This is a genomic window from Tsuneonella troitsensis, from assembly GCF_001441535.1.
Taxonomy (GTDB): Bacteria; Pseudomonadota; Alphaproteobacteria; order Sphingomonadales; family Sphingomonadaceae; genus Tsuneonella; species Tsuneonella troitsensis.
The window spans coordinates 57,527-70,029 of sequence record NZ_LMAU01000005.1 but is presented as its reverse complement, the minus strand read 5'-3'; the positions used below and the strand labels follow the sequence as shown (position 1 = coordinate 70,029).

Sequence of the window (12,503 nt, the reverse complement as noted above, 5' to 3'; positions counted from 1 at the left end):
GTGAACCCACAAATCTTAACATTGCTGCATCGTAATAGCCGATTTGGGGCTCGCGAATCAGGTTAAGTTAGATATTTTGAGATCGGTCGTGTCACTCGGGTCGAGCAAGTTCCTCGGGATGGGAGGGCATTGTGCACGCACTAATTATCGAGCCGCAGGGTTTGATCAGCGTGACCATCGAGGATGAGCTTCGAGAACTCGGGTTTTCCTCGTTCGATAGCGCGTTCACTCAAGATAGTGCCATTCAGGCCGCTGAGCGCAGACGGCCAGATTTGATCACGACCAGCCTGCGCCTTGTTCGTGGCGACGGAGTTTCAGCAGTAAGGGCGATTTGCGCCGAAGAAGGTGTGCCGACAGTGCTTATCGTGAGCGACGCTGTCGAAGCGAAGAATCTCATAGACGGTGCGCCGATCGTAACCAAGCCTATGAAGAGGGATTCGCTCCGTGCAGCAGTTTATCAGGCAATTCACAATCCCCAGACCTGATCTCCGGCATTTCCCGAACAAGGAAGTGCATCCGGTTCGTTCTTATCAACTTTTCCATTTTCCTAACTTAGCGCCAGTACCTGAGGGCATAGTCCAAAGGGGAAATTCACGTGCGTAGAATTCTGACGCTGACACTTGCACTCCTGACAGCGCAATCCGCGGTTGCTCAAGAGCCTACCACTCTCAACCTTGTCTGCTTCGGTGATGGCGCCGCGAACAAGCAGCGAGGCGGCTCGTTCAACGCCTGGAGCAACTTCGGGGACTCCGCCAGCGGGACCGTTTTACAGCACTCCCGTGAAGGCTTCGAGGATCTGGTCAACGTTCAGCTCTCGAATAACGCGGGCCAGCTTCGGATGCCCCGGGCCATGCTTCCGACCATCCGGGGTGGCAAGGACGGCTGGTTCACGCTCAAAGACATCAAGGTGACCCAAGCCGACATAACGGCGTCGGTAGCTGTGAACCCACTCAACAATCCCAAGATGCGGATCGATCGCTATACCGGGATCATCAACTTGTCTGGCAAAGCTGGCGATTTCGTGGGTAAGTGCCAAGCCTACGACCCGAACAAGGCTGAAAGGCAGTTCTGACGTGCGCCCTCTTACCGGCTTGGTTGCTCTCGGCTTACTCGCATCGCCTCTGCAAGCGCAGACGTCGTTCACTGGCCCAGCCGACGCGATCGACGGAGACAGCCTGACTGTCGGCGGCATTGAAGTTCGCCTGTTCGGCATCGACGCTCCCGAGGGCAAGCAGAAGTGCTCGCGGGACGGTCAGGCGTGGCCATGTGGTGAGGCCGCAGCAGGCAAGTTGCGTTCTCTGGTGGAGGGACAGACCGTCAGCTGCAGAGCTCGCGGACGAGACGCGTACGGGCGGGCGGTATCGGTCTGCTCCGCAGGGGGCATCGAGCTCAACAGGACGATGGTTGCGCAGGGTTGGGCGACGGCGTTCCGAGCGTATGCCCAAGACTACGTTGCGGACGAAGTGCGAGCCAAGGCCGCGCGCGTGGGTATCTGGGATTCCACGTTCGATCTGCCAGCCGATTTCCGCCGTCAGAATGAAGAGCGGGCGGCCGCTGCGCGTCCCCCTGTGCGGCTGATGCAACAACCTCGAGCCTCAGCAAGCCAATCCCAAGGGTGCATCATCAAAGGGAACCACAGCCGGCGCGGGGACTGGATCTATCACCTTCCCGGAATGCCGTACTATGCCCAGACGCGGGCCGAGGCGATGTTCTGCAGCGAGGCTGAAGCTCAAGCGGCCGGGTATCGGCGGGCGATCGTTCGCTGAGCCTATTTGCAGGCCTCATTTTTGCGGGCCGAGCGAAAGCCTCCGCTAACGCTAATTGTCGAGCCATTGGCCTGCTTACATTTCTTGGCATTGGTGCCTTCGAGCGCATCGCCCTGCGGAATCACATAGGACTGATGAGCGGTAGAGCGAGAACCACTGGAAGTGCTTGCCCTAGCACGAGCCTCTTCGGCACTTGCGGCGGCCTGAGCAGCTTGAGCTTGCTGCGCCTGAATATCATACTTGCGCTTCAGGAGCTCCTGCATCTCTGGCGACGGTTGCGCCGCGGCCTGCCAAGCCCACATGAGCGCTCCTGTTCCGCAAGCAAATCTCAATCCACTCCCAAGCATTTTGGCTACCTCCTATCCCTAGGATGCAAGTCTGACAGACTGAACGGCGAATGCAACGACCGCCAATTGAGTTAAGCCGCTTCTTGAATGACTGCGCAGACCCCGAAGTGATCGCTGATCCGTCGCTCGGCATTATAGTTTGAAATCGCCCAGGTCCGCGTAGCCTGAAAAGCACCGCCAAGGGCGACGTGGTCGATTGCCGCCCTACCTAAGGGTTCAAGCTCACCTCCGGTGACAATGGGATGCTCGCTGAGAGCCGACAGCAACTTGTCCCTGACAGCTCGCGGGACCCAAGAATTCCCCAGCCGCTGATTGAAGTCACCCAGCACTATGCTGTTGCGGGGGAGGGCCGAAGCCACCTGCGCCAGCGCATCAAGATATATGCCGTGCAACTCCCAGAGGCGACGATTGCGCGTCCCATAGCGCACGTTCGACATGTGGTAGGGAATGACCACTCCGGCGAGTGTGACGTCCCCGAGCGCAGTCTGAGTGACAGCCGACGCAAACCGTCCAGGAGGCAAGTCGGGGGAACCCAGGGTGTCGACGTCTCGCCAAGGAAACTTCGACCAAAGCAGTACCTCTCTGCGTGAACCGAAGGTCTTGCCGCCCCAGTCATCCGTGCTGTGCACCGTGTAGCCGCCCCAAGACTGCAGAAAGTCCATATGGGTCTCTGTCAAACAAACCAGATCGGGTTCGATGGCTTCCAAGCGCTCGCGAATGACATCTGCATCACCCGAGGCAGGTTTGCGCCATTCGGTGTTCCAGGTGGCTATCGTCAGCGTGACCATGCTGTTGGCGAGAGTGCGGGCATGTGACCGGCGGTGCAAGACTTTCGTGGCGGATGTGACGTCCTGTTCGCAATCTAGCTTGGCAACCCAGCCGCGCAGATCCGGGTATCTTATGTGGAGTGGCAACATCTGCCGCCCCTCCCCCCACCAGCTAGGCAGGGGACCTCTCGATCAACAGTAAGTTGGGGTGAACTCCAAGCGCTTCAGCCAGCCGTCCTAGGGCTCGTACGGTTGGGTTGCGCTGCCCGCGTTCCAGATCGCTGACGTAGCTTCGCTCCATGCCGGCGAGGGCTGCAAGCTCTTCCTGCGTCATGTCCTTGAGCTTCCGATAGTGCCGGACATTAACACCTAGGAGCTGGACCACATCCATAGGCGGATGTGGCCGCAAGGGCTCCCAGTCGTCTGTATACCAATCGTGTCATTTTCGCTTGCCTTCGCAACCGCGTTGGCAAAACAATCACTCACAACAGGAGGAAGTTATGAAATATGGATTTCTGCTGGCGATTGTCGCCACCATACTTGTAGGTTGCTCAAATCGATCGACAATTGAGAGCGATATCCGAGAGGGTCTGATCGATCCAGAATCCGCCCGCTTCGGCGAACTGATCGAATATACCGACGATGAAGGTGATCAGTTGGCCTGCATCATGGTCAACGCCAAAAATCGAATGGGCGGATATACAGGTGAGAAGATGATGCTCGCCGTGAAAGGTGAGGATGGAAAATGGCGGGGCGGTGAGGGCCCCAGTGGCCTCGACTGCCGAACGTTTGTTGATAGTCGCAACTCTTAGCCGATCAACTCAGCCGCTTTCGAGGCCTCCGGTGATTTCCGGGGGCCTTTTTCATTGGAGAACAGCAATGCTCGTTATCGCTACGGCGGTGACCCTTGAGCACGTCCTTAGGTCAGGATGCGATCCGGGTCTGACGTCAATCCTTCAACGCTACCAGCCGCTCATGACCGATGAAGATTTGGCAGTGATCTTTATTCTTCACCCCGGTGACCGCGCGCAGGATCTGGCTTCGATACGCGGCCGAGCCTTCGAGAATTGGGAATTCATCCACGCAGAGAGCGGCTGGTTTGAAGCCGTCTTCGTCCTGGACGACTACGGCCACGGTCACGCGGTTCTTCTGCCGGACAAGCTCGAATACGACCCTTACCTACTGACAATCTGCCGGGAGCACGCAGCCACCGACTGCTGAACCCACACAACCCAACCATCCGCAGGCGTCTTCAACCGAAGGCGCCTTTTTCTTTGCGTCTGAAAGGAATCTGAAATGATGAACTTCCCCACCATCGCCGGGCTCGAATCCGCAATCGAAAAGCTCGAGCTTTCGAACCTGAGAACACTTTTGGCCGATCGGCTGGCCGACACCGCCCGTTGCGAGTTGCAGAACCTTACACACTTGCTCGTCATCGAGGCGGACGACAGCGAACGGCAGATTGTCGATGCGGTAGGCTTCTCGCCGCTACAAACTCGAATTGATGCCATCCGTAACCAACCGGATTGGGACTGGATCGAGCGCCACGACGGCTGGTGGGAGCTGCTCTACACCGTCGGCAACGACGGGTTCGCCTACATCCTGCTGGTGGAGGACGATGACCGCTCGCCCCTTGCCCTTCTTTGCCGGAGGGAAGGGGCGTGAAGTTTGTCGGCTGGATTCTCGGTGGGTTGCTGGCGCTTGCCGTGCTGCGGATGGCGGCGATCGTCACCTTTGGCGCGATCATCCTTGCCTTGGTTGTGGCCTTGATCCGCGCGCCTAAGGAGACGCTGGCAATCCTCACGAGCCTCTCCTTCCTCAGCGCATTCGCGGCTTACCCTCTCGTCGGGCTTTTGGTGTGCGCATTGATCCTCACCCTCTCGATTTCCAGCCGGCCTTAGGCGATTCAGACGGTGTGGGGGCGAGGGTGAATGCACGGACTACAGTTCAAGCGAAGCGATATCGATCGCCCTTGGGCGACGCTTGGGCTTCAGTTTCCTCTCACGCACCAGCTCGCGCTCATAAGCGGCAAACTCCGAGCGAACACTATGGTTTACGGTGGTCAGGGCCTCCAATGGGACATGCGCCGACAGTGCTCCCACAATCTCGACAAGGGCGTCGATGGTTGCACCCCGTCTCGTTGCCGAACGGGACGGACTCTTTCCCTTGAGGTCGCCGGCCATCTTCCCGATCATCGCGTTTATTGCCGAAATGCGCTCCTCCGCACGCGCCTTGGGAGTCCTGAACGCCTCGAGGCCTTTCAGCACGGGACCAGCCCGTCTGTAGAGTGCGCGTCCGTCCTCGGTGATGGCGATGGAGATGCGTGGTAGCTCGGGGTCACTGACGCCGCCGGTCTTGATCAGCTTTTTGTCCAACCACTTTTCGAGGCTTTGGAGGTACCGGCTGACCATAGGCTGTGAAAGGCCGAGCTTGGTCGCGGCTGCCGAGATGTTCTCCTCGTCAACCACGGCCACGAAGGCCTCAATCCAGCAGAGACGCAGGCTTCCTACTCTCAAAGATGACACATCGTTTCTCCGGCTTTTGCAGCGGTCTGATTCGGCAAATGGGCGAGCCACTCGCCCCTAGTCCGGTGGCCGGAAGGGGTCCATGCAGTAACTGCATTCATCTCGAGGCCGAAAGATCAGGTTTCATTTTACCGAACCCTCGCAGCTTGCCAGCAGGGCGTGCCTTTCGGATCGCCCACGAAAGGATCGTCTTTGACAGCCGGAGGGCGACCGGCAGTGAATAGAACAACAAAAATGACCAAAACCAATCGGTTCGGTCAGCGCATCGCCGACATCTGGCACGAGCTGGTCGAACATCTAAATGCCCTTTCAGAGAAGCAAATCGACAATCCAAGCGGGGTACCTGCGCGGGCAGAGGCGCCCGCAGGCAAATGAGCCGCTCCAGCTCGCGAGCCGACTATCGACGCGTCATGTTGGCCATCGAAAGGCGGCATGGCGCACAGAACTTGCAGAGGGCGAAGCCCACGCAGCGGCCCCAAACTCCCCTGCGATGGTGCCAAGGGACACCAGGGAAAGAGGCCAAATTTGGCTGCGCGAAGATGAATCTAACCAACCAGCGCCAGCAGGCGCCTTACTAAAGAGTACGAAATGACATTACCTATTACACCATGCCTTGGCTTCGAAGTTTTGAAGCTGAGCGAAAACGTTAGAATGAAATTGAATCGAGCAGGTCAAGACGGTCGGATCAGCTTGGCCAAAGCGTGTATTTGGTCCGGGCTTCAGCATTCAGAACAGATTATCGACAAGGCGCAATCTATCGGAGGAGAGCACCTCCGAGTAGCCTTCGAAACGGTTCTTATGGAGGGCGAGAACATTCACTGGCGCAAGTGCGCCGATGGCAGCCTGCAACTCATCGACTGATGACAAGCGGAACTGGCGTTGAGGGATCGAAGGGTCCCTCAACCACCACAACCCTGCCTGTGGCCAAGCCCTCCGCCCAAATGGGCAAGCTCGCCCGGGAAAGCTTTCCGGATCAGCCGAGCAACTCGAGCAAGCAAGTCCCCGCGACGCTCGAGAACTTCAAGCACGTCATTGATGCCGCGAAAATCGGCATCCGATTCAACATCATCAAGAAGCGCCCGGAGATCGAGGTACCGGGACTTAATTTCGGGAGGCAAAACCGCGACGCGGTGGTGCTCTCGCGTATCGAAAGCCTGCTCATCCGAAATGACATGTCACCGGCTCAAGCCCGACAACATTTGCTGGTGCTCGCGGACGCCCATCCGTTCGATCCCTTCGCCGACTGGGTCACCAGCCGCGCTTGGGATGGAAGGAGCCGAATATCTGAGATCTGCGAAACGCTCATTCCGGCAGACGGATACCCTGCAGAATTCCGGGACGTGCTGGTTCGCAAATGGCTTCTGAGCATCGTGGCTGCGACTTTCGTGAAGCAGGGCTTCAGGGCCCGAGGGGTTCTCACCCTCCAAGGGGAGCAAGGCCTCGGCAAGACCAGCTGGATTGCCAACTTGGTTACCCCAGCTCACCTCCGAGAGGAGGCGGTAAAGCTGGGTCACTCGTGGGACGGTGGTAGCAAAGATGCACGTTTGGCCGCCGTACGTCACCGTATTGTGGAACTGGGTGAACTCGAAGCTTCGTTCCGCCGAGAAATGGCGGGGCTCAAAGCGTTCATCACTGAAACCGAGGACAAGATCCGGCCTCCGTACGCCCGGGTCGAGGCCGAATACCCCCGGTCCACGATCTTCGCGGCTTCGGTCAACGAACGGCAGTTTCTGAGCGACACGACTGGGAATAGCCGGTTCTGGACGGTTCGGGCGGCAAAGATCGGCTATCAGCACACAATAGACATGCAGCAAGTGTTTGCGGAGCTGAAAATCGATTTGGGGGCCGGAGCCGAGTGGTGGCTCAACGATAGCGAGGAAAAGCAACTCGCTGAGATCAACAACGAGCACCGGCTCGTCAGCGCGATCGAGGCTCGCATCCAAGAGGAGCTCGATCTCGATCGGATGTCCGCTGACGGTCTTCCGAGGCTTACGGCAATCGAGGTCCTGAAGGTTCTCGGCATCGAGAAGCCGACCAACCCGCAAGCGAAGGAGGCCAACGTCGCCCTTCGCGCTCTGCTTGGACCACACAAGCGGATCGGAGGTTACAACCGCTGGCCGATACCCTGGCGGAAAAAGGAGGCCACCGCCGCCGCCTACGATCCGGCCCAAGACGAATACTAAGTCTGCCCAAACTGCTCCCCCTCCCTCCCTCGAACCCAAGGGGGTGGGGAGGGGGGGCAACTTCGGGTGCTCTCGGGGCCTCGGTGGCCGCACCGCTAGTCTGCAACGCAGAGGGCGGCCGTGCCACTGCTGCCGCCTGGGCCCCTCTCGACGCTGCCGAGGACGACGCCTGCCTCCGCCGTACCCAACCCATTCGAGTCGCCCCGCGGCGCTCCTCGGTTCGGCGTCTATCGCAAATTCAGAAAGGAACGGCCCATGGCCAAACTCAAATTGACGTCGGCGTTCTGTCGCGACGTGACCTGTCCAGCGCACAAACGAAAGGAAGTGTATCGCTGCACCGAACAGACCGGGTTCGGGATCGAGGTGCGAGCCACCAGCAAGACATACTGGCTCTACTACACGACCCCCGAAGGCAAGGCTGCGCAAATCAAGATCGGAGGGCACTCGGACGTGTCGTTCGACCAAGCGAAGCGGTTCGCCAAGGAGTTGCGCTCTAAAATCGTGCTGGGCGGAAACCCCGCCGAGGAGAAGGCCAACCGAAAAGCTATCATCACCTTCAAGGAACTCGCCCAAATGCATGTCGAACATGCGAAGGGGCACCTGCGCTCGCATGCCTCTGTGGAACTGGCCCACCGCCGCTATCTAGTTCCTAGGTTCGGGAAGCTGCGCATCGATCAAGTCACGACGCAGGCGATCGAGACATACCTGGCCGAGCTTCGTCAACGGCTGGCGCCGGCGTCTGTCGACCGCTTGCGGCTGGTTATGCACCGGACCTACCGGCTTGCGCAGGGGTGGGGCTTACCCGGCTCTGATCGCAATCCCGTCGCGTCAGTTGCTAGGCCGAAATACGACAACAAGCGGACCTGTCTTCTGACACCCATCGAGGTCGAGCGCCTTCTAAAGGCCGCGGAGCAGTCCGCCAATCCGCTGTTGAAACCCATCGTTCAGCTCTTACTCGCGACCGCTGCCCGCAAGAGTGAACTCCTAAACGCTAGGTGGGAGCACATCGACTTTGATAGGGCGGAGTGGCTGATACCCCTTACGAAGAACGGACAAGCTCGCAGGGTACCATTAAGCAAGGCTGCGCTCGCCGTGATCAACGACCTGCCACGGGCCAGCGATTGGCTCTTGGCGAACCCGGCGACAGGCAAACCGTTCGATAACATCAAGCGCGCCTGGAAAACGGCTTGCGTCGAGGCCCGCCTGCCGGACCTGCACATTCACGACCTAAGGCATGCCGCGATCGGCGCGATGATCAACAACGGGGTCTCGCTCCATGTCGCGGGCAAGGTGGCTGGCCATCTTAGGTCCGAGAGCACGGCACGCTACGCCTATGTAAGCGACATCTCGCTTGCGGCCGCGGTGGAAGCGGGTGCCAACAACCTCATGCTGGGAGCGGCAAGATGACGCCCAGCACCAAACCTGCTCAACCGAACACAGAGGCACTGTTCCGCAGCCTCCGGGACCTGGAGCGGCACCTGACGAGTGCCGGGGTCAACAAGCACGACCGGGCTCACATGCTGATCAACGCGTGCATCGGCGAGGGGGTTGATACTGGATGCCGCATTGTCGGCGTCCTGGCCGCCCTTGGCTTCGACAAGCGCCACGCGGGCATCGCGCTTAAGAAGGGCCTGCAGCGGGACCCTGTATGGCCGAACTGGGGCCGAAGCGAAGACGGCAGATACTACGCGCCACCGGAGCCGACCGTCGGTTCCTGACACCTCGACACCCCCGCACGGCCTCGCGCTGTGTGGGGGTGATTTCTTCTATCCTATTTTTTTGGCGCCAGGGTGATTGCAGGTGATCTTTTCGAGCTTCACAGCCTGGCGACGACCTCCTCAGCGCGGCGACGTTCCTGGCTGTCGGCTCTGGCGGGATTTTCAGAAAGCCAAACTCTGGCTGACGCTCGCCAGTCTCCCCCCTAAGCGGGGTCAAACGCATGCGCATTTCGCAAAAGAGCGCTGGGAGGTCGTGAGCCCCCTCCTCGAGACTATTACTCCAACTAACTGTTGGAGCTCCAGTTCATTGCCGCTAGGGTGGTTTGATGACTAGAAAACGCGATATTTTAGCATGGGGGCTGATCTGCGTTTTCGCTCTCGGCATCGTAGCTAACCTGCGTTCGGAGCCACATTCGCTAGACACTACACTTAGCTACTTGGCCCGCTAACAACGAGGCGGCCACAGCGGCGTTCAGGTCAGCGCCTCGTATTATCCGATATAATTGCCATTTGGCTTCTTATCAGATCGTCCAGCGCCTTCCCCAACCGATCATCGTTAGCATCAGTAAAATGTCCGTCCGGAAGATAAGCGTTGAAGTCGTTGGGCGAGATGAACTGGTGGGAGCTTAAATAAGGCACATCGCTCGCTTTCAAAGCGGGCTCGACTGCACGGAAAAGCACATCCGAATATCCAATGTCGTTGACCAGAAAGACGACCGGGATCTTGCCCTCGGCTCTTACATCCGCCGCGAACTTGCGGATTATCGCCCGCGCCAGTTGAACGGCCTCGCTCTCGTCGTTGAATTTGACAGGATCGAGAACGGCCTGCTCGGTATCCTTGTGCCGGTCGGTGTTGTACGCACGCCGAGCGAGCCGGGCGAGGGCAGAGTGGTCGAGCAGGCTCGACCGGAAGGAGATAGGATTGAAGAGCGGATCGTTTTTGGCAAAGAAATCGACGGCCCGCGACCAGGCGGCGGAGTTAGTAAGGGTCCGCTGATATTCTTCGAAGGAATCGTAGGGTGGGTGGATGACTTTCAACCCGCCATCGCTCACGATAAAACGATCCCCGGTGTAAGGCATCGGGTTGTCGTTGTTCCACATCATGGGTGAGAACGACGTGATCGCTGGCAGAAGATTAGTATTGAAAGTTAAGACCACCGCAACGCTGCCCTGCCTTCCAGCCTCGTCCCGAAGAAACGCCCCGTAAGACCAGTTCGATGATGCGCCGGGGGCCGCGACGGAGCGCCACGTCAGGTCGTTGGATACTCGGCCGAGAGCGTGAGCAAGGCGGACGGAATGGGAGCCGCCATATACAGTTACAGCGGGTTTGCCGGCGCTCCCTTCGGGTTCCGATGCGATCAAAGGCTCATACCATCCGGAAAGGGTGATCGGTGCCGTCTGTGCCCTATCGGCCTTGGTTCTTCGGAACAGCGCGCCTTCGGCTGAACGACCATATTCAAAGAACGATTGCAGACGCGAAGGCATGATCGTCTGATCGTCAGGATATGGAAAAGCTATGCCGATGAAAGTGTCGATCGCAACAAGGCCCGCGAGCGCCCACCCAATGATTCCCAACAAGGGCCGGTACGTCCACCTCGCCCCCCTTGCGAGTTCGGGCTCAGAACTGGAAATATATGAACTGTGCTGGCTCACGAGACATCTCAATAATCATGGCTGTGATCGAGGCGGCGAGAACCAGTCCGCACGCGGCCAGTCCCACTGCATTGGGTCGCCACTTGATGAAGCGGCCCACTGCCGGGAGGGCGACATTTCTCCATTGGTTCCAATTCACTGCAGGGCGGTAGGCCCTTAGGATCTGCTGCGTGTTGGGCAGGGCCAAGATGATGAACCACCCCACGGCGACGAACAGAAGCAACTCAGGGCGATAGGGGGCGATGGACGCAGGAGTAACGTTAAATGCGAACAACGTTCTATAATAGGCGAGTGCGGCCGACACAGTTTCCGAGCGAAACATGATGTTCGCCGCTAGCACGCATAGCAGCGTGATTACGTGATAAAAAAGATGTTCGCCAATCGCAGGTTTGTGCGCGCCCTTCAGGCCCAGCCGCTTGCGTTTGCGCTTCCTGGCGTTTCGCCAAACCTCGTTGATTGAGACAAAACTGGCGTGCAGCACTCCGAAGAGGACGTAAGTCCAACTCGCCCCATGCCAGATGCCAATGACGACGAAGGTCAGGAAAACCGGGAGGACAACGGAGGCGAAAAAAGTGCTTCGGTCCCCTAAGCGCCGTCCCACCGCTGCGCGGGTCAATTTGAGCGACAGGGCTGGTAGGAAATAGCGGACCATGAATCGATTAAGGGTCATGTGCCAGCGCCGCCAATATTCGATGATGCTGTTGGCGCGGAGCGGCGAGTGAAAGTTCAAAGGAAGTCGGATGCCGAACATCCGCGCGGAACCGATCGCCATGTCGGAATAACCCGAAAAGTCGAAGTAAAGCTGGACGGTGTAGGCCAGCACGGCAATCCAAGCCGCCAACGCGCCAGGATTACCCCCGTTCGCGATTATATCGAATACCGGGTCAGAGGCGTATCCGGCGTTGTCGGCTAAGACCGTCTTCTTGAAGAGACCTATGGCGAAAATGACCGACCCCACCGTTAAGTTGCTGGCCGCTCGAGATCCCAAATGGGAGTTAGCAAACTGGGGCTTAGTCTCGCCGTATAAAATGATCGGCCCTGAAATTAGCTGCGGGAAAAAAACGGACACCGCCGCGAAATCGATGAATCTCCCATCCTGGACTTCCCCGCGCGCGCAATCGATCAGATACGATATTCGCTGAAAGGTGAAGAACGAGATGCCCAGGGGCAGGATGACATTGAGCGCTTGAATATTGGCGTCGGTTACGACATTTACATTTTCGATCAGAAAGTTGGTATATTTGAAATATACCAGCAAGGCTAAATTGCCCAACACTCCCACGTTCCGCAAAAGTGCGGCCCGGCCGAAATTTTCCCCGCCGTTAGCCAGTATGATCGCGCGCCCCAAAACATAGTTCACGACAACCGAGCCGATCAGGAGAGGCAGGAACTTGGCGCTTATCCAGCTGTAGAAGAACAGCGAAGCTGCGATCACGAAGATCTTTGCGGCATCTCGGCTGACCTTAGCTAGAAGATAGAATGCAACAAGGGACAGCGGCAAAAACGCAAAAAGATAGGGAGCCGAGTTGAATAGCATCGTGAGC

Annotated in this window: 18 protein-coding genes; 12 read left to right on the top strand and 6 right to left on the bottom strand. The window is 58.3% G+C overall.

Features of this window, described 5'->3' with window-relative positions; translation table 11 throughout:
- Nucleotides 1-131 precede the first annotated feature (131 nt).
- The 3 genes from AR323_RS11795 to AR323_RS11785 all read left to right on the top strand — a co-directional run bounded on the left by AR323_RS11795 (nucleotide 132) and on the right by AR323_RS11785 (nucleotide 1,766).
- Nucleotides 132-485, top strand: coding sequence for a response regulator (locus tag AR323_RS11795; RefSeq protein WP_057884194.1), 354 nt, complete (start codon nucleotides 132-134; stop codon nucleotides 483-485).
- Nucleotides 486-595: 110 nt separating this feature from the next.
- Nucleotides 596-1,072 (top strand): hypothetical protein, encoded by a 477-nt coding sequence (locus AR323_RS14705; RefSeq protein WP_057884193.1) that lies wholly within the window; start codon nucleotides 596-598, stop codon nucleotides 1,070-1,072.
- Between the two features lies 1 nt (nucleotide 1,073).
- A complete protein-coding gene (locus tag AR323_RS11785) occupies nucleotides 1,074-1,766 on the top strand; it encodes a thermonuclease family protein (protein WP_057884192.1) in 693 nt (230 codons plus the stop codon).
- Between the two features lie 2 nt (nucleotides 1,767-1,768).
- Here AR323_RS11785 and AR323_RS14700 read toward each other — a convergent pair whose 3' ends face one another.
- The 3 genes from AR323_RS14700 to AR323_RS11775 all read right to left on the bottom strand — a co-directional run bounded on the left by AR323_RS14700 (nucleotide 1,769) and on the right by AR323_RS11775 (nucleotide 3,271).
- Nucleotides 1,769-2,068 (bottom strand): hypothetical protein, encoded by a 300-nt coding sequence (locus tag AR323_RS14700; protein ID WP_152980341.1) that lies wholly within the window; start codon nucleotides 2,066-2,068, stop codon nucleotides 1,769-1,771.
- 116 nt (nucleotides 2,069-2,184) lie between these two features.
- Nucleotides 2,185-2,901, bottom strand: a complete 717-nt coding sequence (locus AR323_RS11780; RefSeq protein ID WP_057884191.1) for an endonuclease/exonuclease/phosphatase family protein — start codon at nucleotides 2,899-2,901, stop codon at nucleotides 2,185-2,187.
- A 151-nt stretch (nucleotides 2,902-3,052) separates the two neighbouring features.
- Nucleotides 3,053-3,271, bottom strand: coding sequence for a helix-turn-helix domain-containing protein (locus AR323_RS11775; protein ID WP_057884190.1), 219 nt, complete (start codon nucleotides 3,269-3,271; stop codon nucleotides 3,053-3,055).
- A 109-nt stretch (nucleotides 3,272-3,380) separates the two neighbouring features.
- On the opposite strand from AR323_RS11775, the gene AR323_RS11770 reads away from it, so the two are divergent.
- The 4 genes from AR323_RS11770 to AR323_RS11755 all read left to right on the top strand — a co-directional run bounded on the left by AR323_RS11770 (nucleotide 3,381) and on the right by AR323_RS11755 (nucleotide 4,781).
- Complete coding sequence (locus AR323_RS11770) at nucleotides 3,381-3,692, top strand: hypothetical protein (protein WP_057884189.1); 312 nt, start codon at nucleotides 3,381-3,383, stop codon at nucleotides 3,690-3,692.
- Nucleotides 3,693-3,855: 163 nt separating this feature from the next.
- A complete protein-coding gene (locus tag AR323_RS11765; protein ID WP_152980340.1) occupies nucleotides 3,856-4,101 on the top strand; it encodes a hypothetical protein in 246 nt (81 codons plus the stop codon).
- Between the two features lie 75 nt (nucleotides 4,102-4,176).
- The gene (locus tag AR323_RS11760; protein WP_057884187.1) at nucleotides 4,177-4,545 is read left to right on the top strand and encodes a hypothetical protein; all 369 of its coding nucleotides are present in this window, start codon (nucleotides 4,177-4,179) and stop codon (nucleotides 4,543-4,545) included.
- A complete protein-coding gene (locus tag AR323_RS11755; RefSeq protein WP_057884186.1) occupies nucleotides 4,542-4,781 on the top strand; it encodes a hypothetical protein in 240 nt (79 codons plus the stop codon). Before AR323_RS11760 ends, AR323_RS11755 begins: the two co-directional genes overlap by 4 nt.
- A gap of 39 nt (nucleotides 4,782-4,820) precedes the next feature.
- Here AR323_RS11755 and AR323_RS11750 read toward each other — a convergent pair whose 3' ends face one another.
- Complete coding sequence (locus AR323_RS11750; RefSeq protein WP_057884185.1) at nucleotides 4,821-5,405, bottom strand: LysR family transcriptional regulator; 585 nt, start codon at nucleotides 5,403-5,405, stop codon at nucleotides 4,821-4,823.
- A gap of 216 nt (nucleotides 5,406-5,621) precedes the next feature.
- Between AR323_RS11750 and AR323_RS14850 the strand changes: the two genes are divergently transcribed.
- From AR323_RS14850 to AR323_RS11730, 5 genes are all read left to right on the top strand, one after another.
- Nucleotides 5,622-5,780 (top strand): hypothetical protein, encoded by a 159-nt coding sequence (locus tag AR323_RS14850; RefSeq protein WP_164461544.1) that lies wholly within the window; start codon nucleotides 5,622-5,624, stop codon nucleotides 5,778-5,780.
- Nucleotides 5,781-5,993: 213 nt separating this feature from the next.
- A complete protein-coding gene (locus AR323_RS11745) occupies nucleotides 5,994-6,266 on the top strand; it encodes a hypothetical protein (protein WP_152980339.1) in 273 nt (90 codons plus the stop codon).
- Nucleotides 6,267-6,346: 80 nt separating this feature from the next.
- Nucleotides 6,347-7,588, top strand: a complete 1,242-nt coding sequence (locus AR323_RS11740; protein WP_057884183.1) for a VapE domain-containing protein — start codon at nucleotides 6,347-6,349, stop codon at nucleotides 7,586-7,588.
- 120 nt (nucleotides 7,589-7,708) lie between these two features.
- Nucleotides 7,709-8,995: a tyrosine-type recombinase/integrase gene (locus AR323_RS11735; RefSeq protein WP_152980338.1), complete on the top strand. Its 1,287-nt coding sequence runs from the start codon at nucleotides 7,709-7,711 to the stop codon at nucleotides 8,993-8,995.
- On the top strand, nucleotides 8,992-9,306 hold the full coding sequence (locus AR323_RS11730; RefSeq protein ID WP_057884181.1) for a hypothetical protein: 315 nt from the start codon (nucleotides 8,992-8,994) through the stop codon (nucleotides 9,304-9,306). Before AR323_RS11735 ends, AR323_RS11730 begins: the two co-directional genes overlap by 4 nt.
- 477 nt (nucleotides 9,307-9,783) lie before the next feature.
- Here the strand turns inward: AR323_RS11730 and AR323_RS14695 are convergent, their stop codons facing one another.
- Both AR323_RS14695 and AR323_RS11720 read right to left on the bottom strand, forming a co-directional pair.
- The gene (locus AR323_RS14695) at nucleotides 9,784-10,884 is read right to left on the bottom strand and encodes a hypothetical protein (RefSeq protein WP_152980337.1); all 1,101 of its coding nucleotides are present in this window, start codon (nucleotides 10,882-10,884) and stop codon (nucleotides 9,784-9,786) included.
- Nucleotides 10,885-10,924: 40 nt separating this feature from the next.
- Entirely contained in the window at nucleotides 10,925-12,496 is a 1,572-nt protein-coding gene (locus AR323_RS11720) for an MBOAT family O-acyltransferase (protein ID WP_057884179.1), read from the bottom strand.
- Between the last annotated feature and the right edge of the window lie 7 nt (nucleotides 12,497-12,503).

Coding starts and splice junctions, on each gene's coding strand:
- AR323_RS11720 (WP_057884179.1), bottom strand. CDS start 12,496: ATGCTATTCAACTCGGCTCCCTATCTTTTTGCGTTTTTGCCGCTGTCC.
- AR323_RS11760 (WP_057884187.1), top strand. CDS start 4,177: ATGATGAACTTCCCCACCATCGCCGGGCTCGAATCCGCAATCGAAAAG.
- AR323_RS11730 (WP_057884181.1), top strand. CDS start 8,992: ATGACGCCCAGCACCAAACCTGCTCAACCGAACACAGAGGCACTGTTC.
- AR323_RS11775 (WP_057884190.1), bottom strand. CDS start 3,271: ATGGATGTGGTCCAGCTCCTAGGTGTTAATGTCCGGCACTATCGGAAG.
- AR323_RS11740 (WP_057884183.1), top strand. CDS start 6,347: ATGGGCAAGCTCGCCCGGGAAAGCTTTCCGGATCAGCCGAGCAACTCG.
- AR323_RS11770 (WP_057884189.1), top strand. CDS start 3,381: ATGAAATATGGATTTCTGCTGGCGATTGTCGCCACCATACTTGTAGGT.
- AR323_RS11780 (WP_057884191.1), bottom strand. CDS start 2,901: ATGGTCACGCTGACGATAGCCACCTGGAACACCGAATGGCGCAAACCT.
- AR323_RS14700 (WP_152980341.1), bottom strand. CDS start 2,068: ATGTGGGCTTGGCAGGCCGCGGCGCAACCGTCGCCAGAGATGCAGGAG.
- AR323_RS11745 (WP_152980339.1), top strand. CDS start 5,994: ATGACATTACCTATTACACCATGCCTTGGCTTCGAAGTTTTGAAGCTG.
- AR323_RS11765 (WP_152980340.1), top strand. CDS start 3,856: ATGACCGATGAAGATTTGGCAGTGATCTTTATTCTTCACCCCGGTGAC.